Annotated in this window: 18 protein-coding genes; 12 read left to right on the top strand and 6 right to left on the bottom strand. The window is 71.0% G+C overall.

What is annotated here, in order from left to right:
- Positions 1–190: 190 nt before the first annotated feature.
- The 4 genes from IF55_RS15685 to IF55_RS15700 all read left to right on the top strand — a co-directional run bounded on the left by IF55_RS15685 (position 191) and on the right by IF55_RS15700 (position 5,088).
- Positions 191–1,522, top strand: coding sequence for a M18 family aminopeptidase (locus IF55_RS15685; RefSeq protein WP_030887062.1), 1,332 nt, complete (start codon positions 191–193; stop codon positions 1,520–1,522).
- A 1-nt stretch (position 1,523) separates the two neighbouring features.
- Positions 1,524–3,830 carry an AfsR/SARP family transcriptional regulator gene (locus IF55_RS37235; protein WP_030887064.1) on the top strand — a complete coding sequence of 769 codons (2,307 nt, stop codon included), beginning with the start codon at positions 1,524–1,526 and terminating at the stop codon, positions 3,828–3,830.
- A gap of 132 nt (positions 3,831–3,962) precedes the next feature.
- Entirely contained in the window at positions 3,963–4,751 is a 789-nt protein-coding gene (locus IF55_RS36010; RefSeq protein WP_030887067.1) for a DUF4232 domain-containing protein, read from the top strand.
- A 112-nt stretch (positions 4,752–4,863) separates the two neighbouring features.
- On the top strand, positions 4,864–5,088 hold the full coding sequence (locus IF55_RS15700) for a DUF6458 family protein (protein ID WP_030887070.1): 225 nt from the start codon (positions 4,864–4,866) through the stop codon (positions 5,086–5,088).
- Positions 5,089–5,418: 330 nt separating this feature from the next.
- On the opposite strand, the gene IF55_RS15705 is transcribed toward IF55_RS15700, so the two are convergent.
- Entirely contained in the window at positions 5,419–7,335 is a 1,917-nt protein-coding gene (locus IF55_RS15705) for an NHL domain-containing thioredoxin family protein (protein ID WP_030887073.1), read from the bottom strand.
- 64 nt (positions 7,336–7,399) lie between these two features.
- On the opposite strand from IF55_RS15705, the gene IF55_RS15710 reads away from it, so the two are divergent.
- Together IF55_RS15710 and IF55_RS15715 are read left to right on the top strand one after the other, a co-directional pair.
- Positions 7,400–7,939: an LURP-one-related/scramblase family protein gene (locus tag IF55_RS15710; protein WP_048832021.1), complete on the top strand. Its 540-nt coding sequence runs from the start codon at positions 7,400–7,402 to the stop codon at positions 7,937–7,939.
- A 172-nt stretch (positions 7,940–8,111) separates the two neighbouring features.
- Positions 8,112–10,655, top strand: coding sequence for a hypothetical protein (locus IF55_RS15715; protein ID WP_030887080.1), 2,544 nt, complete (start codon positions 8,112–8,114; stop codon positions 10,653–10,655).
- Between the two features lie 140 nt (positions 10,656–10,795).
- Here IF55_RS15715 and IF55_RS15720 read toward each other — a convergent pair whose 3' ends face one another.
- On the bottom strand, positions 10,796–11,575 hold the full coding sequence (locus IF55_RS15720; protein WP_030887083.1) for a carbon-nitrogen family hydrolase: 780 nt from the start codon (positions 11,573–11,575) through the stop codon (positions 10,796–10,798).
- Between the two features lie 137 nt (positions 11,576–11,712).
- Between IF55_RS15720 and IF55_RS15725 the strand changes: the two genes are divergently transcribed.
- Positions 11,713–12,543 carry a maleylpyruvate isomerase family mycothiol-dependent enzyme gene (locus IF55_RS15725; protein ID WP_030887088.1) on the top strand — a complete coding sequence of 277 codons (831 nt, stop codon included), beginning with the start codon at positions 11,713–11,715 and terminating at the stop codon, positions 12,541–12,543.
- 172 nt (positions 12,544–12,715) lie between these two features.
- Here the strand turns inward: IF55_RS15725 and IF55_RS15730 are convergent, their stop codons facing one another.
- Together IF55_RS15730 and IF55_RS15735 are read right to left on the bottom strand one after the other, a co-directional pair.
- Entirely contained in the window at positions 12,716–14,047 is a 1,332-nt protein-coding gene (locus IF55_RS15730) for an MFS transporter (protein WP_048832022.1), read from the bottom strand.
- A complete protein-coding gene (locus tag IF55_RS15735) occupies positions 14,044–14,784 on the bottom strand; it encodes a GntR family transcriptional regulator (RefSeq protein ID WP_078644469.1) in 741 nt (246 codons plus the stop codon). The genes IF55_RS15730 and IF55_RS15735 overlap by 4 nt, the downstream gene beginning before the upstream one ends.
- A 440-nt stretch (positions 14,785–15,224) precedes the next feature.
- Here IF55_RS15735 and IF55_RS15740 point away from each other — a divergent pair, with 440 nt between their 5' ends.
- From IF55_RS15740 to IF55_RS15750, 3 genes are all read left to right on the top strand, one after another.
- Entirely contained in the window at positions 15,225–16,334 is a 1,110-nt protein-coding gene (locus IF55_RS15740; protein ID WP_030887096.1) for a hypothetical protein, read from the top strand.
- Between the two features lie 60 nt (positions 16,335–16,394).
- Positions 16,395–17,579 carry a hypothetical protein gene (locus tag IF55_RS15745; RefSeq protein ID WP_030887099.1) on the top strand — a complete coding sequence of 395 codons (1,185 nt, stop codon included), beginning with the start codon at positions 16,395–16,397 and terminating at the stop codon, positions 17,577–17,579.
- A gap of 110 nt (positions 17,580–17,689) precedes the next feature.
- Positions 17,690–18,604 carry a hypothetical protein gene (locus IF55_RS15750; protein ID WP_037966198.1) on the top strand — a complete coding sequence of 305 codons (915 nt, stop codon included), beginning with the start codon at positions 17,690–17,692 and terminating at the stop codon, positions 18,602–18,604.
- On the opposite strand, the gene IF55_RS15755 is transcribed toward IF55_RS15750, so the two are convergent.
- A complete protein-coding gene (locus IF55_RS15755; RefSeq protein WP_048832023.1) occupies positions 18,605–19,255 on the bottom strand; it encodes a nuclear transport factor 2 family protein in 651 nt (216 codons plus the stop codon).
- Positions 19,256–19,407: 152 nt separating this feature from the next.
- Between IF55_RS15755 and IF55_RS15760 the strand changes: the two genes are divergently transcribed.
- Positions 19,408–20,445: an MBL fold metallo-hydrolase gene (locus tag IF55_RS15760; RefSeq protein WP_245661216.1), complete on the top strand. Its 1,038-nt coding sequence runs from the start codon at positions 19,408–19,410 to the stop codon at positions 20,443–20,445.
- A gap of 221 nt (positions 20,446–20,666) precedes the next feature.
- On the opposite strand, the gene IF55_RS15765 is transcribed toward IF55_RS15760, so the two are convergent.
- Positions 20,667–21,110, bottom strand: a complete 444-nt coding sequence (locus IF55_RS15765; RefSeq protein ID WP_030887112.1) for a MarR family winged helix-turn-helix transcriptional regulator — start codon at positions 21,108–21,110, stop codon at positions 20,667–20,669.
- Between the two features lie 48 nt (positions 21,111–21,158).
- On the opposite strand from IF55_RS15765, the gene IF55_RS40610 reads away from it, so the two are divergent.
- Entirely contained in the window at positions 21,159–22,985 is a 1,827-nt protein-coding gene (locus IF55_RS40610) for an MFS transporter (RefSeq protein WP_245661217.1), read from the top strand.
- The last annotated feature ends 16 nt before the right edge of the window (positions 22,986–23,001 follow it).

The following is a 23,001-nucleotide window of genomic DNA, read 5'->3' on the forward strand; positions in this document are numbered from 1 at the left end:
CAGCCCTCACGGGCCGCGCCGAGGCCTCGCGCCAAGGCTCTGTGGCACGGCTCCCACGGGCCGCGCGGCGGGCCGGTGGACGGCGCTCCGGTCCGAAAACCGACGGCAGAGCCCGCGGACGGGGCCCGATTCCCGCACAGTGGGGACCGGACCCCGTCCGTTCTCCAGTTCTGATCCTTATCCTGAGGCCATGAGCTCTGCGCACCGCTTCGACCGCGGCCACACCGACGACATGATGTCCTTCCTCGCCGCGAGCCCGTCGCCGTACCACGCGGTGGCGAACGCGGCCGCGCGACTGGAGAAGGCCGGATTCCGCCAGGTCTCGGAGACCGAGTCGTGGACCGCGCCCGCGGGCGCCGACGGCACGGACGAGACGGCCGGCGGCAGGTACGTGCTCCGCGGCGGCGCGATCATCGCCTGGTACGTACCGCGCGGCGCGACCCCGGCCACCCCGTACCGCATCATCGGCGCCCACACCGACTCCCCCAACCTGCGCGTCAAACCCCTCCCCGACACCGGCGCGCACGGCTGGCGCCAGGTCGCCGTGGAGGTCTACGGCGGCGCGCTGCTCAACACCTGGCTCGACCGCGACCTCGGCCTCTCCGGCCGGATCACGCTGCGCGACGGCACCTCCCGGCTCGTCGCCGTGGACCGCCCGCTGCTGCGCGTACCGCAGCTCGCCGTCCACCTCGACCGGTCCGTGCACACCGAGGGCCTCAAGCTCGACAAGCAGCGCCACATGACGCCCATCTGGGGCCTCGGCGACGTCCACGAGGGCGACCTGATCTCCTTCGTCGCCGACGAGGCGGGCGTGCCGGCCGCCGACATCACCGGCTGGGACCTGATGACCCACAGCGTCGAGCCCCCCGCCTACCTCGGCCGCGACCGCGAGTTCGTCGCCGGGCCCCGGATGGACAACCTGCTGTCCGTGCACGCCGGAACGGCCGCCCTCGCGGCGGTGGCCGGCGCCGCCGAGGCCGGCGGCGACCTCCCGTACATCCCGGTGCTCGCCGCCTTCGACCACGAGGAGAACGGCAGCCAGGCCGACACCGGCGCCGACGGCCCGCTCCTCGGCAACGTCCTGGAACGCTCCGTGTTCGCCCGCGGCGGCGGCTACGAGGACAAGGCCCGCTCCTTCGCCGGCACCGTCTGCCTCTCCTCCGACACCGGCCACGCCGTGCACCCCAACTACGCCGAGCGCCACGAGCCGGGCCACCACCCGCTGCCCAACGCCGGCCCCATCCTCAAGGTCAACGTCAACCAGCGCTACGCCACGGACGGCGGCGGCCGGGCCCTCTTCGCCGCCGCCTGCGAGCGCGCCGGCGTCCCCTGGCAGAGCTTCGTCTCCAACAACTCCATGCCCTGCGGCACCACCATCGGCCCGATCACCGCCGCCCGGCACGGCATCACCACCGTCGACATCGGCGCCGCGATCCTCTCCATGCACTCCGCCCGCGAGCTGTGCGGCGCGGACGACCCACACCTGCTCGCCGCCGCGCTGAGCGCCTTCCTGGAGGGCTGATTTGGAGTTCTCACTACTGGGCCCGGTCGCCGTCTCCACCCAGTCCGGAGAGCTGCCGCTGGGCCCGGCCAAACGCCGCAGCGTGCTCGCCATGCTGCTGCTGCGCCCCAACACCACCGTCTCCGTCGAGCAGTTGACCAGTTCCGTATGGGAGGACGAACCGCCCGAGCACGCCCGTACGGTCATCCAGGGCCACGTCTCCAAGCTCCGCGCCGCCCTCGCCGACGGCGGCGCGGACGCCTACGGCGTCGAGCTGACCACCCGCGGCTCCGCGTATCTGCTGCGGCTGCCCGAGGAACTGATCGACACCTACCGGTTCAGCGAACTGGTCAACCTGGCGCGCCCCGAGGAGGCGCCGCACGACGCCGTGCCGCTGCTGCGCGAGGCGCTGGCCCTGTGGCGGGGGCCCGCGCTCTCCGGCACCGTCTCCAGCCCGCCGCTGGCCGCCGCCGCGCACGCCCTGGAGGAGCGCCGGCTGACCGGCGTGGAGGCCCTGGCCGCCGCCCACGGCGCGCTGGGCGACCACAGCCGCGCCGCCGCCACGCTGCACTCGGCAGCCGTCACCCACCCGCTGCGCGAGGGACTGATCGCCGCCCTCATGCAGGCCCTCTACCGGGCGGGCCGCCAGTCCGACGCCATCGACTGGTACCACCGCACCCGGCGGCTCCTCTCCGACGACCTCGGCGTCGACCCCGGGGAGCAGCTCCGCACGTCGTACGAGCAGATCCTCCGGGCGGGCGGCCCGTCGGCCCCGGCTCCGGCCCCCGCCCATGCCGGCACCGGCGCGGGTGCGAGGGTGCAGCAGCAGCGGTCGCGGGCCGCCGACCCGCGGCTCGCGGGCGGTACGGGACGTATGGGCGGCGTGGGAGCTGCGGGGCGTACGGGCGCTGCGGACCGTACGGGCGCTGCGGGGCGTACGCCGCAGGCCGCACCGCCCGGCGCGGCGGCCCGCGATCCCAGGCAGGCGGGCGGTACGGGCGCGGGCTGGGGACGGTCCGGGCCCGCGGCGGCCTCTGGTGGGGCCTCTGGCGGAGCCGCTGATACAGCTTCCGGTACCGCCTCCGGCGCGGCTGAGCAGCAGGGTTACGGGCCGGAGCAGGGTTACGGGCCGGAGCAGGGCTATCCGCCGGCCTCCGCCCCCGGCCCCGGCCCCGCCCCCGAACAGGGGCAGGGGCAGGGACAGGGTTACGCCTCCGGCTACGGTGCCGCGACGGCGGCCGGCGGGGGCTCCGGCGGGCCCGCGGCGCCGAGGCTGCTGCCGCGCCCGCCGGCCGGCTTCCTCGGCCGCGGGGACGAGCTGGCGGAGATCACGCGGCTGGCGCTGCCCGGCGCGGCCACGGGGACCCCGCTGCCGCCGGACGCGGACAGCACCGTGGTGCTTATCACCGGCCCCGCCGGAGTCGGCAAGACGGCCTGCGCGGTGCGCTGGGGCCACACCCATGACGCGCACTTCCCGGACGGGCTGCTGTTCGCGGATCTGCGGGGGTTCGGGGAGAGCGACGAGGCGGCGCCGATAGAGGTGCTGAGCGAGTTCCTGCTCGCGCTGGGCACGCCGCCGGAGCGCATCCCCAGCTCGCCGCAGGCGGCGGCCGCGCTCTACCGGTCGCTGGCCGCGAACCGCAGGCTGCTCGTGATCCTCGACAACGCCAGCGGCTCCGCGCAGGTGCGCCCGCTGCTCCCGGCGGGCCCCGGCTGCACCACCCTGGTCACCAGCCGCAGCAGGCTGGACGGGCTGGTCGCCACCGACTCCGCCCGGCCCGTACGGCTGCATCCGCTCGCCCCCGAGGACGGCGTGGCGCTGCTCGGCGCGCTGCTCGGCCCGGAGCGGGTCGCCGAGGACCCGGACGCGGCGCATGAGCTGGCGGCCCTGTGCGACGGGCTGCCGCTGGCGCTGCGCGCGGCGGCGGCGCAGCTCACGGCCCGCCCCCGATGGCGTCTGGCGCGCCTCGCCACGGCGCTGCGCGACGAACGCCGGCGGCTGGCGCTGCTGTCCGCCGAGGACACGGGCGTGGCGGCGGCGCTGCGTACGTCCGTGGCCCGGCTCTCGGCGGACGACGCCCGGCTGCTGCGGTCGCTCGGTACGAGCTTCACGCGGGTCGTGGACGCGTCGGCGGTGGCAGCGCTCGACGGGGCCGACCCGGAGGTCACGCGGGACGGGCTGGACCGCCTCGCGGAGATGCATCTGATCGACGAGGAGGCCACCAACCGCTATGTGATGAGCGATCTGGTGAAGCTCTTCGCGCAGCGCAAGGAGAAGAAGGAAGAGGATCGGGACGCAGCGGAACGGGACGCCAATAAAGACCTCTGACCTGCGGTTTCAAGAGATCTAAAGGCCCCGTTAGCGGAGCATTAGCGCAGCGGCAGCGGTACGGAAGCGCCCCCGGCCAGGATTGGTGTCACACCGAGAGAACGACACCGACCGCCCCGGGGGGAACCCGCCATGAACGCCACCGCTCGCCGCACCCGCAGCCTCCGCGTCGCCGCCGCCGTACTGACCGCCGCGGCCGCACTGACCCTCTCCGCCTGCTCCGGTTCGGACGCCTCGGGCGCGAAGACGACGGGGAAGGCGGACACGTCGGCGAGCGCCGCGGACACCCCCGTGGAAGGCTCCCTCCCCGGCTCCGGCTCGAACGAGCAGGGCGGCGCGGACGCGAAGGGCGGCTCCGGCGCCGAGGCCAAGGGCGGTTCGGGGTCGGGTTCCGCGGGCTCCGGCGCCAAGGCCGGGGGCGGCTCCGGGGAGCAGACGAGCGACAAGTCGGCGCCGCTGAGCGGCAACAAGTCGGGCGGCAGCGGCGGCGGCTCGGCCACCAAGCGCTGCCACACCTCCGAGCTGCGGGGCGCGTTCGCGACGGGCGAGGACGCGGCCCCGGACGAGAACGCCACCGGCTCGACGACCACCAGCATCGTGCTGACCAACAAGGGCAGCCGCACCTGCACGATCGGCGGCTTCCCGGGCGTGGACCTCACCTCCGAGAACGGCGGCGAGCGCTGGTCGCTGGCGCGCTCCTCGGCCAAGTTCAGCTCGATCACCCTCAACCCCGGTGACAGCACCGACTTCAAGCTCAACCTCCTCATGACCAAGGAGGACGAGGGCTTCTACCAGCCGGCCCACGTCGAGGTCACCCCGCCCAACGAGACCACCTCCCTGAACCTCAACTGGCCCTGGGGCACCCTCGTCAAGCAGGACGGCGCCACCCACCCGGGCACCTTCGTCAACCCGATCGGCTGACCCCCCGCCGCCGCACCGCCGACTGATTAGCCGTTCCGAGCCCGGGTACCCGAAGGCGTACCAGAGCCCGGAACGGCCAATTCAGTTCAGCTCAGTTCGGAGGCGTTTATCCATGGGCATGGGATGGTGCATCGGCCTGGTCGCGATCGGCGCGATCCTCACATTCGCCGTCGACTGGCACATGCAAGGCGTGAACGTGCACCTCGTCGGCCTGATCCTGATGGCTGTCGGCATCATCGGCATCTGCGCGTACGTCAGTATCTTCAAGCGCCGCCGCATGCAGCCACCGCCCCCCGCGGCCCCCGTAGTAGAAGAAGACCACCGCTTCATCCGCTGACCCGCCCCTCCCCACGGGGCCGGGCTACCGCCAACTCCATGTGGGCGGGTGGAACTTCTGAAGCGCAAGGTCAGATCCCGGGCCGTGGCGCCACCTCGTAAAGGTTCCTCCCTCCCGCCATGTGAGCGTCCCAGAGGCCCCGGATCACTGGGGTCAGGGCAGGGTCGGGCGGGATCTCCCGGAAGGGGCCCAGCAGCGTCCGCGCCCCGGCGAGCTGGAAGTACTCGTACATCTCTTGATCTCTCGCCCTGCCCCGTGTCGTCGAGGCGCGGCCCCTCCAGTACGGCCCCTTCGGCCCGTTGGACGACGGACGAGGGGGTTTCCGGTGGTTCAGGTGTCCAGGCCCGCCAGTACCAGGGCGAGTCTGGACGTGCCGTCGGCGGTGATGCGGAGGGGGACACCCCAGTCCTGCTGGTGGACGTGGCAGGCGGGGTACTCGTTGGCGGGGTCGTCGTCGCAGGAGGCGGCCATCGCGGAGACGTGCAGGACGCCTTCGGTCGCGTCCTCGGCGAGCAGCACCTCGCGGCGCAGGTCCGTGCCCGCCCCCGAGCCCTCCGCGAGGAGTTCCGGCGGGGTGGAGCTGATGAGGAGGCGGGACGAGGGGCCGTAGCGCGTGTCGAGCTTCTGGCCCGCCGGGGCCTGGAAGACGACGTCCACGGTGAGCTTGCCCGCGCTCACGTCGGTCGCCGCGCGCTGCGTGCGGTGGGCGACGGACTCCACCCGTACCGCCTCCTCCGGCAGCCGCAGCCGCGTCAGCCGGTGCCGCGCGGACTCGACCACGACGATGTCACCGGAGCCGTCCTCCGCGAGGACCGCGTCCGAGGGCTCCCGCAGGTCGGTGGCGAGCGTGCTGACCTCGCCCGTCGCCGGGTCGTAGCGGCGCAGCGCGTGGTTGTACGTGTCCGACACGGCGACCGAGCCGTCGGGCAGGGCGGTCACGCCGAGCGGGTGCTGGAGCAGGGCCTGGGCGGCGGGACCGTCGCGGTGGCCGAAGTCGAAGAGGCCGGTGCCCACGGCCGTACGGACGACGAAGTCGGCGGGGTGTTCGTCGGGGCCGCCCCTGCCAACCTGGTCGGCGCCGCCTCCGGGGCCGGAGCTCTCCCCCGCAGAGCCCGCCCCTTCGCCCCCCGTCCGCTCGATCCACCGCACCGCGCTCGTCTCGGAGTCCGCGACCCACAGCCGCTCCCCGTCGGCGGATGCCGCGAGCCCGGACGGCTGCGCGAACCACGCCTCGGCGGCGGGCCCGTCCACCAGCCCCTCGTTGGTGGTGCCGGCCTCGGCGCGTACGGTCGCGGTGGCCGGGTCGTACGACCAGAGCTGGTGCACGCCCGCCATGGCGATCCACACGCGGTCCGCGAACCAGGCCACGTCCCACGGCGACGAGAGGTCCACCTCGCGGGCGGCGCCGCTCGTCGGGGAGCCCTGCCACCACTGCCGCCCGGTGCCGGCGACCGTCGTGACCTGGCCGGTTTCCGGGTCGTACGCGCGCAGGGCGTGGTTGACGGTGTCGGCGACGATCACCCGGCCGTCCGGGAGCAGCGCCAGTCCCTGGGGCTCGCTGAACCGGGCCGTCCCGGGGCCGCCGTCGACGAGGCCGCGCTCGCCCGTGCCGACGCGCCGTACGACGGTCTCGCCGTCCGGGGCCAGCTCCACGAGCGCGTGCCGCGTGGAGTCGGAGACCAGGAGGTTCCCGCCGGGCAGGGCGAGCGCCTTGCCGGGGAAGCGGAGGTCGGTGGCGACGGGCTCGGGCGGTACGTACGGGCCGTCGCCGCGCCGCAGCGTCCCGCGCTCCTCGTGCGTGGCCTCCAGCTCCTCGACCAGCTTCTCGATGGCGTGGGCGTGGCCCTCGCCGGCGTGCTGGGCGACGACGTAGCCCTCGGGGTCGATGACGACGAGCGTGGGCCAGGCCCGTACGGCGTACTGCTTCCAGGTCGCCAGCTCCGGGTCGTCGAGCACCGGGTGGTGCACCCCGTACCGCTCCACGGCGTCGACGACGGCCTGGTGCTCCGCCTCGTGCACGAACTTCGGGGAGTGCACGCCGACGATCACGACGGTGTCGCGGTGCTTCTCCTCCAGCTCCCGCAGCTCGTCGAGGACGTGCAGGCAATTCACGCAGCAAAATGTCCAAAAATCCAATAGGACAATGCGTCCCCGCAGGTCAGCGAGGGTGAGCGGGGTGCCGCCGGTGTTGAGCCAGCCGCCCTTGCCGGTGAGTTCGGGGGCGCGGACGCGTGCGTGTGAAGCCATGTTCCCATCCAACATCACCGGCCCCCGCGCGCATTCCTGCGGCCGCCGGGGGAACGTGTCCGCCATGAAATACCAGGTGCGTGAACGCATGCTCGCCATCGGCGACGACTACTGGATCACCGACGAGCACGGCGAGAAGGCCTTCCTCGTGGACGGCAAGGCGCTGCGGCTGCGCGAGACCTTCGAGCTGAAGGCGGCGCACGGCCCGGTGCTGGCCGTGATCCACAAGAAGATGTTCGCCTTCCGCGACACCATGGAGATCGACCGCGACGGCCGGACGCTCGCCACCGTCAAGAAGAAGCGTTTCTCGCCCCTGCGCGACCACTACCGCGTCGAGCTCTCCGACGGCACCGAGCTGGATGTCTCGGGCGACGTCCTCGACAAGGAGTACGGCATCGAGTACGACGGCGAACTCCTCGCCCACATCTCCCGGAAGTGGTTCCGCCTCCGCGAGACCTACGCCGTGAACGTCGTACGCGAAGACGCCGACCCCGCCCTCCTCATCGCCGTAGCCGTCTGCGTGGACCGCCTGGCCGAACACGAACACGAGCACGACGAGCATGGGGCCCATGGGGCGCACGAGGAGCACGGGCACAGGCACTGACGCGGGCGCGGGGGCTCCCGGCGGCCGGCGCTGACGCACACCCGGAGGGGGCGGCGGCCGCCCGGTGCCGGAGGGCGCCCGGTGCCCCTGACCCTTCGCCTTCGGCCTCTGGGGCAACGCTTTCTGCCCCGGACTCTGCCCCAGTACACCTGCCCGCCGCACCGCGACCGCGATGGAGTGGCTGTTTCATTCCGACGCGGCTGTTGTCGGCGAGGAGGGCCAACTCATGTGGCGGCGGCAGGTTGATTCGAGCGTACACGGCGGGCACAGCGGGCCCGGCCGCAGGACCGACCAGAGCGCCCGGCCCGGCAGAACTCCGTCTCCCACCGGGGGGCTGAACGCGGCCTACGTGCAGGCTCTGCAGGGTTCGGCCGGCAATACGGCCGTCGGCCACATGCTCGCCGCGGGTTCCGCCCAGGGCTCGTTCCCCGTGCAGCGCATGTATCACGGGGGCCATGGCGGCCAAGGCTCCGGCGGATACGCGCCGGCACCGGCCCCGCAGCAGATGACCCCCGCGCAGGTCACGGGGCAGATCTCCGCCCTGGTCAACGCCCCTCCGATGCTGAATTACGGCGCCCTGCGCCAGGGCAGGGCCCACGAACAGTTCTGGATGCGCTTCCCGCGCGACATGGCGGGGCAGGAGGCTGAGCAGACCCTGTCGGAGACCAGCACCCTGCTGTTCGACAGCATGAAAGGGGCCCAGGAACGGGCCCGCGCAGCCGAGCCGGACCAGGCCGCGGAGGACAGCGACAACCGCGAGGTCCAGGGCATGCTGATCAACGACCGGCTGGTGTTCGCCACCAACTTCAACTCGTCGATCGACACTCTCGTGGATGAGGGCGAACAGGAATTCGGTGAAGGCCCCACCCTGCAGGAACTGCTGACGATCCAGCAGAGCGACGCGGGGCGCACGCAGAACCTGCGCCCCCATGAGGCGGAGAACCTGCGGGACAAGCTGGAGAGTTACCGCAGGAAGAACAGAGCGATCGCCATGAAACAGCGCGGCGCCGGCGAGCAGGGCCGGGGGTACGACGCCACCGCGATGGCCCTGCGCAGGAAGCTCAAGGCACCGGTCATCGTCGCGAACGTCGAGGACGGCGACCTGCGCGAGATGCTCACGTCGAAGGATTTCGCGGGGCGGGTCATCCTGCTGCGCTTCGGGGCGCTGGATCCCAGAAAGAACAAGCAGACCGGAAGGAAGACGCGCGAGAAGTCGGTGCACGCGGAGCAGAAGCTTCTGCTCGCTCTCGGCTACGCCGGCATCAGCCCGCACCAGGATGTCTCCGGCCCCCTGGCCATCATGGGCAAATACCGTCCGTGCATGGGGTGCGCCGCCGCGCTGAAGTACTACCAGGAGCGCATGGGATTCCGCGGGCTCAGTTTCGACGAGAACTATGGGCATTATTTCCAGACCTCGGTGAACAACCTGGCCGAGCACCACCGGCACATCATGGACGCGCATTATCTGGAATACATCCGGCAGATGGTCCGGGAAGACGTCACGAGCACCCCGGCGCTGCGGCACGAAGCGGCGCCCGCAGGGTCCGAGTTCCGGCGTGGCGGCCCCACCATCAGGGTCCCCGGGCGGTATGCGTCACGGCAGGCCGATGTGACGCCGCCCGCCAGCGACGCCGAGTTCGAGGGAGACGAGTACGTCCGGAATCCGCGCCGGAAGATGGGGCAGGCGTACGAGCTGGAGACGGCCCATCTGGGAATCGGCCGAGGGTCGCAGTCCCACCCCGTAGGGCGCCGCCTGGATGAGCTGACCGAAAACCAGGCAGCGGAACTGCACGAGCTCTGGAACGGGTCGGCGGCGCATCCCCCCACCAACGAGAGCCGTCAGCGCGCCCTGGAACTCGCCTACCACTACAGCAGGAAGCGACGGATCACCCTGTCGATTCTGGGCGCTGCCATCGGCCTGCACGAGAAGCGGCTCGGCACATACCTCACCAAGTACGCCAATGAGGGGCACTGGGAGCACATGCCGTCACGCTCCAACAAACTGCCGAGCCAGCCGAGGGAGAGGGACAGGCACAGGGGCGACCCCTCGAAACAGTTCACCAAGGGAGGCCAACTGGACGACAGGGGCAGGCGAGCCATCGACGAGACCCTTGCCGGCCTCCGCGGCGACCCGTGGGTCGCGGAGTGGGAACGGTTCCGCGGGTATGAGGAGAGCGGCAGGCTCGACCGTGCTTCCCACACGCTCAACCCCACGAAGGCACCGTCCGAGCTCCTCCTGACACTCGCCCGTCTCCGTCGCGACGGTTACGACGTGCCGCAGATGTCCCGCTACCTCTACACGGGTGATAACGGGGACAATCTGCGGAAGGCCATCTCGCGGAAGGGCAAGTCGCTGCTCGAACAGAGCGAGTCGGCCGGTGACACCGCCATGGGGGGCATGGCTCCGGCGGCTTCCTCTGCCGGATCGTCCCGGCGGCGCGCTGCACCGCCGTCCGGTCGGCAGTCCACCACCCACAGCAGGCGGCGCCAGTCGGTCTCCTCCCGCCCGGAGCGTGGCGAGAGCAGCGCGATGGGGGCGGGGCGGCAGCCCAGGCACCCCGAGTTCGAAGGGTTCGAGCTCCGGATCGATCCGAACGGGCAGCCTTACTACATCGAGGAGGAGACCGGCGGGATCTACGTCTACCTCGACGGACGCATGGTCCGGGTCCGCCAGGCCAGCCCGGTCGACACCGAGATGAGCGGCGGCTACCGCTGACGGCCGGCCCTGGCGGCACCGGCCGACGGGCCCGCCGCCGTGACCGCCCTCGTGTCGTCCGGTGTGTCCTGCCGCGCGCTGGACGACATGCCGGCCGCGGGCGGCCGGGGCGACCGGGGCCGGAAGTCGGCCCCGGCCGCTCAGCGGCCCAGGACTCGGTCCTTGAGGGCCGGGAACTCCTCGCGGGTCTTCGCGACGCGGGCCATGTCCAGGTCGACGGTCAGGACCTCTTCGGCCGCGCCCGCCTCGGCGAGCACCTCGCCCCAGGGGTCGACGACGACGCTGTAACCGGCCTGTTCGACGCCGGCGTGGGTGCCGGCGGTGCCGCAGGCGAGGACGTAGGTCTGGTTCTCGACGGCGCGGGCGCGGGCGAGGAGGGACCAGTGGGCGCGGCGGCGGGCGGGCCAGCCGGCGGGGATGACGAGGGTCTGGGCGCCGGCGTCGACCAGGGCCCGGAAGAGTTCCGGGAAGCGCAGGTCGTAGCAGGTGGCGACGCCGACCTTGGTCTCGGGGAGGGTGAGGGTGACGAGTTCGTCGCCCGCGCTCATCAGCACGGCCTCGCCCTTGTCGAAGCCGAAGCGGTGGATCTTGCGGTACGTACGGGCGAGTTCGCCGTCCGGGGAGAAGATCAGGGAGGTGTTGTAGAGCGGCCCGTCGGGGTCCCGCTCGACGATGGACCCGGCGTGCAGCCAGACCCCGGCGTCCAGCGCCGCCGCCGACATGGCCTCGAACGTCGGCCCCTCCAGCGGCTCGGCCTCCGTACCGAACGACTCGAAGGCGAAGGCGCCCACCGGCCACAGTTCGGGGAGCACCACCAGGTCGCTGCCGCGCTGCTCCCGTACGAGCGAACCGGCGCGCACCCGGCGGGATTCAACCGATTCATCCGGGTCTACCTCGATCTGGATGAGAGAGGCGCGCACACTACCACCGCCTAATAATTCGAGCCGTCGATCCGGGCCTACGATCAGAGACGAAAGCACTGCCGGGGTGCTCCCGCGCAGCGTAACTTAACTGCACAACAGCACCCAGACCGCGTACGAACCGCCCGAGGGGTTCCGTGACCGTCCACCCAAGCCTTCAGACCTCCATCGACGCCTGGACCCATTCCATCGAAGCGATATCGGAGTTGGTGACGCCGCTCGTCGAGAGCGACTGGAACCGGGCCACCGAGTGCCCCGGCTGGTCCGTGCGCGACATCGTGTCGCACATCATCGGCATCGAGTGCGAGATGCTCGGCGACCCGCGCCCCATCCACACCCTGCCGCGCGATCTCTACCACGTCACCGACGAGTTCTCCCGCTATATCGAGGTCCAGGTCGACGTGCGGCGCTGCCACACCTCACCGGAGATGACCGCCGAGCTGGAGTACACCCTCATCCGGCGTGCGCGGCAGTTGCGCAACGAGACCCGCGACCCGCAGACCCCCATCCGGTGGCCGCTCGGCAGCTCCACCGAGCAGACCCTCGAACGGGCCCTGAAGGTCCGCGCCTTCGACGTCTGGGTGCACGAACAGGACCTCCGCCGCGCCCTCGGCGCACCGGGCAACCTCGACTCCGCGGGCGCCCAGCTCACCCGCGATTTCCTGCTCCGCGCCCTCCCCAAGGTCGTCGCGAACGACGCGGGCGCCCCGCCCGGCTCCGCCGTCGTCTTCGATGTGCACGGCCCGCTGGAGTTCATGCGGACCGTCCGGGTCGACGCCGAGGGCAAGGGCACCATCGACGGCAGCGTCTCCCTCGGGCCCACCGTCACGCTGGTCCTCGACTGGGAGACCTATCTGCGGCTGGCCTGCGGCCGGGTCCGGCCCGACGCGGTCCGCGACCAGCTCAAGATCGAGGGCGACCGGCCGCTCGCGGAGGCCATCCTGCGGGAGTTCGCCGTCACGCCATAGCCGTCACCCCCGTAGGCGAGTCCTGCCTCTGTTCGGTGCGCCGGTACGCGCGCGGGCGCGCCGGTACGGACACCAGTACGCCGGTACGCGCGCGGGTGCACCTGGGCGCGACAGTACGGGCGCGAGTACGGCCGTACGCCCCTACGCCCGTATGCCCTACGCCCCCACCCCCCTACGCCGGTACGTGCACCGTCTCCACCCTCGACGCCAGTACCCGCTCCCGCTCGCGGCGGTGTGCCCGGGCCCGTAGCCGGAGGATCTGGGAGAGGCCGAGGGCTTCCAGGACGAAGACGGACGCGAACGCCGTCCGGTAGCTGTTGCCGGTGGCGTCCAGCAGCACGCCCACCGCGAGCAGCGTCGTCATCGTCGCGATGAAGCCGCCCATGTTCACGATGCCGGAGGCCGTCCCCTGCCGCTCCGGCGGATTGGCGGGGCGGGCGAAGTCGAAGCCGATCATCGAGGCAGGGCCGCACGCGCCGAGCACGACGCACAACACGACGAGCAGCCACATCGGGGCGCGGTCGGCGCCGGGCCAGAAGATCGTCAGGGCCCAGAGGGTGGCGGTGGCCGCGATCGTGCCGAAGGCGATCGGCAGCCGGGCGCCGTGGTGGCGGCCGATGACCTGCCCGTAGACGAGGCCGATGGCCATGTTGGAGAGCACGACCAGCGTCAGCAGCTCGCCCGCCGTGCCGCGCGCGAGCCCCTGCGACTCGACCAGGAACGGCATCCCCCACAGCAGCAGGAAGACCATCGCCGGGAACTGCGTCGTGAAGTGCACCCACATCCCGATCCGGGTGCCCGGCTCCCGCCAGGCCAGCGCGATCTGGCGGCGTACGAAGCCCTTGCCGACGTGGGGGTGGGGCGCGGGCTCGTACCCCTCGGGGTGGTCCTTGAGGAAGATCAGCAGCAGAGCGAGGACGGCTACGCCCGCCAGCGCGCTGCCCGCGAACGTACGCTCCCAGCCGGCGCTGTGCAGCAGCCGGGCCAGCAGCATCGTGGAGACGAGGTTGCCGGCCATCCCGAAGAGCGCGGCGACCTGCGCGATCATCGGGCCGCGGCGGGCCGGGAACCAGCGGGAGCCGAGCCGCAGCACGCTGATGAAGGTCATCGCGTCGCCGGAGCCGAGCAGGGCGCGGGAGGCCAGCGCCATCGCGTACGAGTGCGAGAACGCGAACCCGAACTGCCCGACCGTGAAGAGCACCACGCCCATGGCGAGGACCTTCTTGGTGCCGAGCCGGTCGACCATCAGCCCCACGGGTATCTGCATGCCCGCGTAGACCAGGAGTTGCAGGATCGAGAAGGTGGAGAGGGCGGACGCGTTGATGTGGAACCGCTCGGCGGCGTCGATGCCCGCGACGCCCAGGCTCGTACGGAAGATGATCGCCACGAAGTAGACGCCGACGCCCAGCCCCCAGACGCCCAGTGCCCGCCGGCCTCCCGGCGGGTCACCGGGCAGCCCTATGGAACCGCCGCCGGCGCCGGTACTCGCGCTCGCGCCGCTCATCGCACGTCCCCCTGCGCCAGGTTCCGCACCCAGCTCACGTGCCGGTGCACGGCCTCGGTGGCCGCCGCCTCGTCCCCGGCGCGCAGCGCGTCGAGGATCTCCGTGTGCTCGGTGATGTTCTTCGCGACCCGGTCCGGGTGGGCGTGCATCAGGGCGACGCCCATCCGCAACTGCCGGTCCCGCAACTGGTCGTAGAGGCGCGAGAGGATCTGGTTGCCCGCGCTGCGCACGATCTCGGCGTGGAAGGCCCGGTCGCTGACGGAGAGCGCCGCCAGGTCCCCGGCCTCGGTCTGCTCCCGCATGTCGGCCAGCAGCTCCGCGAGCCGTTCGATGAGTCCGGCGGGCGCGGGCACGGCCTTGGCCACCGCGAACTTCTCGACGAGCAGCCGCGTCTCCACCACGTCCGAGATCTCCTGCGCCGATACGGCCAGGACCAGCGCGCCCTTCTTCGGGTAGAGCTTGAGCAGCCCCTCGACCTCCAGACGCAGCAGCGCTTCGCGTACGGGCGTCCGCGACACCCCGACGGCCTCGGCGAGGTCGCCCTCGGTGAGCAGCGTGCCGCCCTCGTAACGGCGGTCGAGTACGGCCTCCTTCACATGCGCGTAGACGCGCTCGGCGGCGGGGGGCGGCTTGGGGGCCGAGGAGGAAGGCGTGGGAGGCGCGGTGGCTGTGGGGGGCGTGAGGGCTGTGGGGGACGCGGGGGTGTGAGCTGGCGCGGGGGCCGGGGCGGGTGACATGCGCACAGCATAGATACATCAGGTATGCGTAAAGGAGACCCTGTCCACTATCCGGACGGAGGGTCGGCGCGCCCCCGCCCGCCCCCGCCCGCCCTCTTCGCGCCCTCCGCACCCCCGGGCGTCTCGCTCCTCCCGCGCCGCCTCCGAAACGATTCATCACGGAAAATGCGAGGCGCCCATATCACTATCCCGCCTCGAATTGAGCCGGTCGGCATTCACTCAATGGGCGACGTTTACCTTCCGAATTACCCGGAAAACCTGGCCACGGCGGCCGACCGGAAGGCCGGAAGGCCGGAAGGTCGCCTTCACCCGCCCGCGCAGGCAGGTGAATCATCCTTCGATGAGCGAATCGAATCGAAATCGAATCAGAGAGCATTATGTCAGATACTCATTACGGCCCACCAAAAGCACTTCTTTCCGCGGACTCGGGTTCGTACGGCATGGCGGGCGAAGCGTGGCTGCGGGTTCCCGTGTACGTCGGCGGGCTCCGCAGGTTCCCCCAGGACGACGCGGCCTTCAAGGACGCCTACGGGAAGATCACGGACGCCGCGGAGCACAAGAAGATCATGGCGGCGGTCAAGGACGCGAGGAAATTCCTCGAAGGCTACGGCGACCCCGCCGCGCTGACGAAGAAAATCGCTCAGGACGGCGAATACCTCCAGAAGAAGAGCCCGCCCGGCGAGTTCTACGCCCAGGCGCTGTGGGCGGCCTACCGGGCGCAGTCCACCGCGGGCATGTTCGTCGCCGGGGCCAAGACCCTGCGGGAGACGCTCGCCAAGCAGCCCGAGGAGATCAAGAAGAACGCCGCCCTCGTCCGGGACGTGTTCACGGGTTCCGGCGGTCTCGCGTCGATGAGCGCCGAGCGGAAGGACGACTTCACCAAGCTGGCGCTCACGGCCGAGCAGATGGTCATGACCTTCGAAGTGGCCCAGAAGCCGCTCGCGGACTCCATGGGGACGGACTCCAAGACGTACGCGAGCGCGAAGGCGGCGCGCAAGGAGTGCGAGAACCAGGCCGCGGCCTTCGACGGCGCGGCGGAGGCCGCGTGGACGGAATGGCTCGGCTACCGCGGCGCCCAGCCCGCCCAGCCCCTCGACGTATGCGTCGTGAACTGCGGAGTCCCCGTGGGGGCCGCCAAGCTCGACGGGCAGGCCCCCACGGACAAGGCGGTGGTCGCGCGCACGACGTACACGTCGTTGCAGGACGCCCTGGGCAAGGCGGACGACGAAGTGGGCTACAAGGCGTGCCTGGCGGCGGACCTGGCCGGCTTCGAGCGGCAGGCGAAGTCCCTGCCCGGGTCGCTGGCCGGGCTGCGCCAGCGCGCCGCCGACATGTCCGACGCCTGGAACAAGGTGTCGACCGCCCTCCACAGCGCCGCCGCGCTCGCGGACGACGTCCTGGGCGACCCCGCGCGGCTGGACGACGCGCTCGACCTCGCGGCGGGCGCCAAGGAGTGGGACAAATTCGCGGCCGCCGCCAAGGAATTCACCGAATACGCCCTCGTCGCCCCTACCTTCGCGCCGTGGGGGCTTCCCCTCAGCAGCAAGTAGGCCAACCGCCTCTCTCTACCCCTTCCCCGGTCCCACCCACCCCTCGAACGGAGACATCACATGGCCACCCCGACGCTGCTGCCCCCGAGCAAAGAACTCCTCCTCAAGGCCACCGACAAGCAGGACTCCAAGCAACCGGATTTCACCTATGCCATGTTCGGGGAGGAGTGGCTGCACATCCAGATGTTCGTCACCTCGATCCTGAAGATGAAGATCGCGACGACGGGCGACTTCACCAAGAACTACGGCAAGATCGAGGCTGCCGACGAGAAGGCCATCAAGGACTTCATCGGGTCCGTGACCGCGATTCAGAAGCTGTCGACGCGGTTCGGCGACCCGGTGACCATCCTGGACAAGATCAAAACGGACGGTAATTACCTCACGAGCGCCACCGCGCCCAGCGAGGTGTACGGGCAGAACATCTGGATGGCCTACCAGGTCCACAACACGGCCAGGAAGTTCGAGTTCTTCTGCGGCAACCTCCAGAAGGACATGGACGACGGCCAGAGCGCGATCAAGAAGAACGCGGAGAACGTACGCGACCTGCTGGTCGGCCCGCAGAACGGCCTCAAGAACCTCATCGACAAGCTGGTGGCGGACCTCAAGGCCATCATGCAGAACCTCGCGTCGTTCTCCGGGGACTTCCGTGCCGAGAACGACAAGCTCAAGCTCTTCGTCGCCAAGGAGGGGAAGATCTACAGCCACGCGGTCACCGCCCGGGACGAGTGCAAGAAGGAGGCCCAGGAGTTCCAGGACGAGGCCGACGCCACCTACGCCAAGTGGAAGAAGTTCACCATCGCGGCGTGCAGCTCCATCGCGGGCGGGCTCATCGGCGTGCTCACCGCGATCGGGCTGGGCATCTACGCCGCAATCCTCCGGAAGAAATACAACGCGCTTCTCAACAAGGTCAAGCAGATGAAGGACGAGCAGTTCAAGAAGGTCGCGCTCGTCACCGACCTCGACGGACTGCGCACCCAGGTGACACCGCTCACCAAGTACACCGAAAACTTCCAGACGCACCTCGACCTCATCCTCGGGAAGTGGCAGAACACGAGCAATTCGATCGCCCAGATCGCCAACCTGGACGACAACGCACTCGGCAACAAGAACGAGATCGCTCAGAAGCTCGGCCTTCAGCAGGCGCTGGATGAGTGGAAAGAGGTGGCCAAGGCCACGGAGTGGTTCACGGGCAACTCCCTGGTCTCGCCCTCCCGTACGGAATTCGGCGAGCCCCTTCCGGCCTAGGGGGAAGGCCGCGCGTCCCCGCCCCACCGAGGCCGACCCGATCGGCCTCGGTGGCCCCCGCCCCGCCCCTCCGCTTCACTCCGCCTCGCCTCGCCCCCTAAGGACACGAGATGCCACCGGAGACCACCACCCCGTACGCCTGGAACCTCGACACGGCGAAAAAAGCGATTACGGACGTCGGCGCGTACAGGTTCCAGTACAAGGAGATCAAAGACACTCTGCTGGGAATCCACGCCCATTCCGACGTCAAACGCATCATCCATTGCAAGAACGCGAATGGTTCGGACTTCGATCACCACCCCAGTTTCGGCTTCCAAGGCCAGTTGTCGGCGTTGAACAACCTGCTCAGCCAGGTGATCGACCTGGACTCGTCCAACGTCGAAAGCATCCAGACGGTCATCAAGACCGCGGTGGACGCCGTACCCCCTGTCACCGCCCGCTACCAAACCGCCGCGGAAGCGCTCGCGGCCACGGTCGAGAAGGTCAAGAAGGGGACGCTCGACCAACAGACCCGCGATCAGCTCACCAGTCAGTTCCACGCCCTTCACTACCTCCTCATGCCGCCGGAGGAGTGGACCCAGGCGAAACAGGATTTCGCCGGAAGGATCGGCAAGAACCAGGAGTTCGCGGACCGCATCGCCAAACTCAATCAGGACTTCAAGAGCGAGGGGGAGAGGGTCGCGAGGGAACACGAACTGCTCGCCCAGAAGCCGGAGGCCGCCTGCGGACGCAATGAGCTGCTCAGCTACGCCTCCGAAGTCCGCATGGCGATCAAACAGGTCCTCCAGCAGCAGTCGCTCAGTACCTCCAACATCGTCGGCCACGCGACGGACGGCGCCAATGCCCTGGCCAAGCTCATCGGCTCGCTGAACAGCTTCGCGAACGACTACAAGACGGCGGCCGAGGAACTGGACAAAGCGAGCTTGGCGGAGGTGGGGAGCCTCGTTCAGCGGATTGATTTCGACTCGTCCCGGGATATCTGGAACGAGTACGCGGAGACGGTCAAGAAGCTCCCCAGTCAGTAGTCACCTGGCAACGGTCCGGCCCGCCGCCTCCTCCTCGCGGGGACGGCCGGCAGCCGCCTCTTCGCGCCCCGCCGGGGGCCGGCCCTCCGTCCAGACGAGGACCATTTCGAGCCTCCCGATGCGCCAGCCCTGATCCGTCCGTACGGCCTCCCCCTCGACGTAAGTGCCAATGGTGAACCGCGGGTTCGCGTCGGGCCCGCGGGCGGCGAGGACTTCGGGGAGGTGGATGTGGTCGGCGACGAGGTTGGCCCGGAAGGCGGCCCGGTCCCCGCCGGGTTCGATCACCTCGACCACGTGATCGCTGGTCCGGTGCAGGGTCCGTACGAACGGGGCGACGCCTTCCGCGCTCGCCTCGGCCAGCCCGGCCGCGCCGGTGTGGGAGCCGATCGGGAATTCCAGCCGTACGTCATCGGTGAAGATCGACCGCACCCACGCGTCGGTGAACCGCCGCTCGTCGATGTCGGCGAAGTAGCGGGTGATGAGGGCGCTGACCTCGGAGCGGTCGAGGAGGTCGAGGAGGTCGCGCAACGCGCCGGTCGCGTCCGGGTTCAGGGTGTTTCTGTCCGTGTCCGTGTCCGTGTCCGTGTCCGTGTCCGAGTTCGTGTCCGTGTCCGAGTTCGTGTCCGAGTTCGTGTCCGAGTTCGTGTCCATGAGGAAAGGGTCGAACTTAAACAATGGTTCATGTCAAGTGAGTACGTTCGTGAGAGGGGCACTCGGCGCGAACGGCAAGGCCCTGGCCCCCTACCTCTTTCGGGGCGGCCCGGGAAACGCTGGTGGTGACGCACCTTGGAGGAAGCCGCTTCATGACCACTGACCGGATGACCGAACCGACTACCGCCGACCCGATGACCGCCCCGACGACCGACCCGACGACGGCCCCGTCCGCCGACCCGACAGCCGTCTCGTCCGCCGAGCCGGCCGCCGGCTCGGCCGATGCCCCCGCCGCGGCCGGCTCGACCGATGCCCCCGCCGCCGACGGCTGGTACGTGGACGACCGCTGCACGAACTGCGATGTCGTACGGCAGGTCGCCCCCGGCCTGTTCGTCGAGGCCGACGGCCGCTCCCAGCTCCACCACCAGCCCCGCGACGAGAGAGAGTTGGCGCAACTGCACGCCGCCGCCTACGCGTGCCACACCCGCTCCGTCCGCCACCCGTCGCTGCGGCTGGACCCGGCGCTGGACCCGTACCCGATGGAACTGGACGACGACCTCTACTTCTGCGGCCACAACTCCACGCAGACGGCCGCCGCCAACGCCTACCTGCTGCGCCGCCCCTCCGGCTCGGTGCTGATGATCGACACGCCGCGCTGGAACGCGTCGCTGGCCGACCGTTACGCGCGGCTGGGCCCCGTGACCGACGTGCTCCTCACCCACCGCGACCACGTCGCCCACGGCCGCCGCTACGCCGACCACTACGGCGCGCGGCTGTGGATCCACGAGGACGACCTCGACGCCGCCCCGGACGCCGACCACATCCTCCGCGGCCTGGACCCGACCGAGGTCGCCGAGGGCGTCATCGCCCACCCGCTCCCCGGTCACACCGAGGGCAGCGTCCTCTACATCGCCGACGAGCGGTACTGCTTCAGCGGCGACAGCCTGTACTGGTCCCGCACCACGGGCGACATCGAGGTCGCCGAGAACATCACCTGGTACTCCATCGAGGTCCTGGCCGCCTCCCTCGCCCGTACGGTCGACCGCCTCCGCTTCGAATGGGTCCTCCCCGGCCACGGCGACCGCCGCCGCCTCCCCGCCGACGAGATGTCCCGCCGCATGCACGCCTTGGCGGCCCGCGCCCAGTCCCTCCGCCCCCGCCCCGTCGACTTCACGGCCCACCGCTGGTGACGCACGCCTGACGGCGGGGGGCAGCCCACGGCGGGCCGGGGTCGTATACGGGCGGTCGTTCGTGTGCGGGGCGTTGGACCGCGTACGGGCGGTTGTTCGTGTACGGGCCTTGGGCCGCGTACGGGGGGTTGTTCGTGTACGGGCGTTGGGCCGCGTACGGGCAACAGGTCGCGTACGGGGGACGGGCCGCGTATGGACGACGGCCGCGTACGAGCGGGGGTTCAGTCCGCGGGCGCGTCGATGAGCAGGCGGATGCCGTCGACCAGCGCCTGCGCCTGCCCGTCGGGCCAGTCCGCGATCCGGCCCGCGAGGTGCCGGGCCAGCGCGTCGCGGAGCCCGGTGACCGCGGCGTGTCCCTCGGGCGTCAGGACGAGCAGGGTGGCCCGGCGGTCGCGGGGGTCGGGGCTGCGTTCGAGCAGGCCCGCGGCTTCGAGCCGGTCGGCGTAGCGGCTCGCGCCGGAGCGGTCGATGCCGACCTCGTCGGCGAGCCGGGCCGCCGATTGCGGCCCGAGCCGGGCCAGCCCGCTGAGCACCGGGTAGGTCTGGCGGTCGAGGCCCGGCGGCGCCGATTCGAGGGCCGCGTTGTAGAGCGCGCTCCGGTTGCGCCGTAGCAGCAGTTCCCCCAGCACTTGCGCGAGGTCCCGCGACAGATCCGTATTCGCCATCCACCAATAATACGTGCGGATCGCACGGAGTGAGCGTAGGGTTGATGCGTGCGAATCACACGCATCAACCCTGGGGGGCCCATGGGACTCATGCTCGACGGAGAGCGAACGATCGGCACATGGAGGTGGCGCCGTGGGGCGCTGGTCGGGCCGGTGCTCGTGCTGGCCACGCTCGTCTCCAGCATCATCAGTTCCTTCGGCGCTCCGCTGATCCCCACCGTGGCCCGCGACTTGCATACGTCGCTGAGCACGGCGCAGTGGTCGCTGACCGTGGCGCTGCTGGTCGGCGCGGCCAGCTCCCCCGTCCTGGGCCGGCTCGGCGACGGCCCGCGACGGCGAACGACCTTGCTCGGCGGCCTGGCCGTGGTCACGGCGGGCGGTGTCATAGCCGCACTGGCAGGCGATTTGGGGCTGCTGCTCCTCGGCCGCGCGCTCCAAGGCGTCGGGCTCGGACTGGCACCGCTGGCGATGGCCACCGCCCGGGACGTACTGCCTCAGGCCAAGGTCGCGCCGATGATCGCCCTGTTGTCGGTGTCGGCGGGGGCCGGCCTCGGCGCCGGCTATCCGATCAGCGGGCTGCTCGCCGACGCGTGGGGGCTGGCGGGTGCGTACTGGTTCGGCGCGTTCGTCTCCGGCCTCGCGCTGGTCTGCGTCGCCGCCGTCGTACCGTCGAGCGGCGCGGCGCGCGGCGACGGCACGGCGCGCGGCGACAGCACGGCGCGCGGCGACAGCACGGCGCGCGGCGACAGCACGGCGCGCGGCGACAGCACGGCGCGCGGCGACAGCACGGCGCGCGGCGACGGCGCGGCGCGTGGTGCCCCCGCCCAACTCGACGGCCCCACGCCGTCCGACGGCCCCACGCCGTCCGACCGCCCCGCCCGGCTCGATCGCCTCGGTGCCGTACTGCTCGCATTGGCGCTGGTCACCACCCTGGTGGCCGTGGCGGAGGGGACGCAGTGGGGCTGGGGTTCGCTGACGATCATCGGCCTGCTGGCCGCCGGAGCGGCGCTCTTCACGGTCTGGGCCGTACAGCAACTGCGCGCCGATCACCCGCTGGTTCAACTGCGTCTGCTGCGCCACCCCTCCGTACTGTCCGCCGACGCCTGCGCCTTGGTGCTCGGCATCGCGATGTACATCGTGCTGTCCGGGGTGACGGAGTTCGTGCAGTCCCCGCGCGCGGGCGGGTTCGGGTTCTCCGCGTCGGCCGTCGTGGCCGGGCTCGTCCTCATACCCCTGTCCTTCTTCATGCTGAGCGCTTCCCGCGCCCTGCCGGCCTTGGTGACCCGCCTGGGAATCCGGGCGGTACTGACGCTGGGCTGCCTCGTATCCGCGCTGGGCTGCGCGTTCTTCGCCGTCTTCCATGACGCCCTGTGGCAGGCCTTCGTCATGACGGGCGTCCTGGGCGTGGGCCTGGGCACCACCTTCGCCGCGATTCCGGGTCTGATCGTGCAGGCGATCCCCGCCCGGGAGACAGGCAGCGCCCTGGGCTTCTACCAGGTGGTCCGCTTCACCGGCTTCTCCCTGGGCAGCGCGCTCGCCGCCACCGTCCTGGCCGCTCATGACGACGGCAACGGGCGGCCGACGGCGGGCGGTTACACCATGGTGCTGTGGATCTCCGTCGGCTTCTGCCTGTTCGCCGCCGCCCTCGCATGGGTCCTGCCCGCAAGGGCGGCAAGGGCCGCGAGGTCCGCAAGGCTCACGAGGTCCGCAAGGCCCGCGAGGCTCACGAGGTCCGCCAGGGCCGCAAGGTCCGCCAGGGCCGCAAGGTCCGCCAGGGCCGGGCGGGACGAACGACCCACGCCCGCGGAACAGACGCCCGCCGAGGAGACCCGGCCGCCGCGGGAACGGGCCGACAGCGACGACCTCTCGTCGTAGGCGGGGGGGAAGGGCA

Source organism: Streptomyces varsoviensis, assembly GCF_000718635.1.
In the GTDB taxonomy this organism is placed as follows: domain Bacteria; phylum Actinomycetota; class Actinomycetes; order Streptomycetales; family Streptomycetaceae; genus Streptomyces; species Streptomyces varsoviensis.

Excerpts from the sequence above, each read along its gene's own strand:
- IF55_RS15685 (WP_030887062.1), top strand. The coding sequence starts at position 191 with ATGAGCTCTGCGCACCGCTTCGACCGCGGCCACACCGACGACATGATG.
- IF55_RS36010 (WP_030887067.1), top strand. The coding sequence starts at position 3,963 with ATGAACGCCACCGCTCGCCGCACCCGCAGCCTCCGCGTCGCCGCCGCC.
- IF55_RS15700 (WP_030887070.1), top strand. The coding sequence starts at position 4,864 with ATGGGCATGGGATGGTGCATCGGCCTGGTCGCGATCGGCGCGATCCTC.
- IF55_RS15705 (WP_030887073.1), bottom strand. The coding sequence starts at position 7,335 with ATGGCTTCACACGCACGCGTCCGCGCCCCCGAACTCACCGGCAAGGGC.
- IF55_RS15710 (WP_048832021.1), top strand. The coding sequence starts at position 7,400 with ATGAAATACCAGGTGCGTGAACGCATGCTCGCCATCGGCGACGACTAC.
- IF55_RS15715 (WP_030887080.1), top strand. The coding sequence starts at position 8,112 with ATGGAGTGGCTGTTTCATTCCGACGCGGCTGTTGTCGGCGAGGAGGGC.
- IF55_RS15730 (WP_048832022.1), bottom strand. The coding sequence starts at position 14,047 with ATGAGCGGCGCGAGCGCGAGTACCGGCGCCGGCGGCGGTTCCATAGGG.
- IF55_RS15735 (WP_078644469.1), bottom strand. The coding sequence starts at position 14,784 with ATGTCACCCGCCCCGGCCCCCGCGCCAGCTCACACCCCCGCGTCCCCC.
- IF55_RS15740 (WP_030887096.1), top strand. The coding sequence starts at position 15,225 with ATGGCGGGCGAAGCGTGGCTGCGGGTTCCCGTGTACGTCGGCGGGCTC.
- IF55_RS15745 (WP_030887099.1), top strand. The coding sequence starts at position 16,395 with ATGGCCACCCCGACGCTGCTGCCCCCGAGCAAAGAACTCCTCCTCAAG.
- IF55_RS15750 (WP_037966198.1), top strand. The coding sequence starts at position 17,690 with ATGCCACCGGAGACCACCACCCCGTACGCCTGGAACCTCGACACGGCG.
- IF55_RS15755 (WP_048832023.1), bottom strand. The coding sequence starts at position 19,255 with ATGGACACGAACTCGGACACGAACTCGGACACGAACTCGGACACGGAC.
- IF55_RS15760 (WP_245661216.1), top strand. The coding sequence starts at position 19,408 with ATGACCACTGACCGGATGACCGAACCGACTACCGCCGACCCGATGACC.
- IF55_RS15765 (WP_030887112.1), bottom strand. The coding sequence starts at position 21,110 with ATGGCGAATACGGATCTGTCGCGGGACCTCGCGCAAGTGCTGGGGGAA.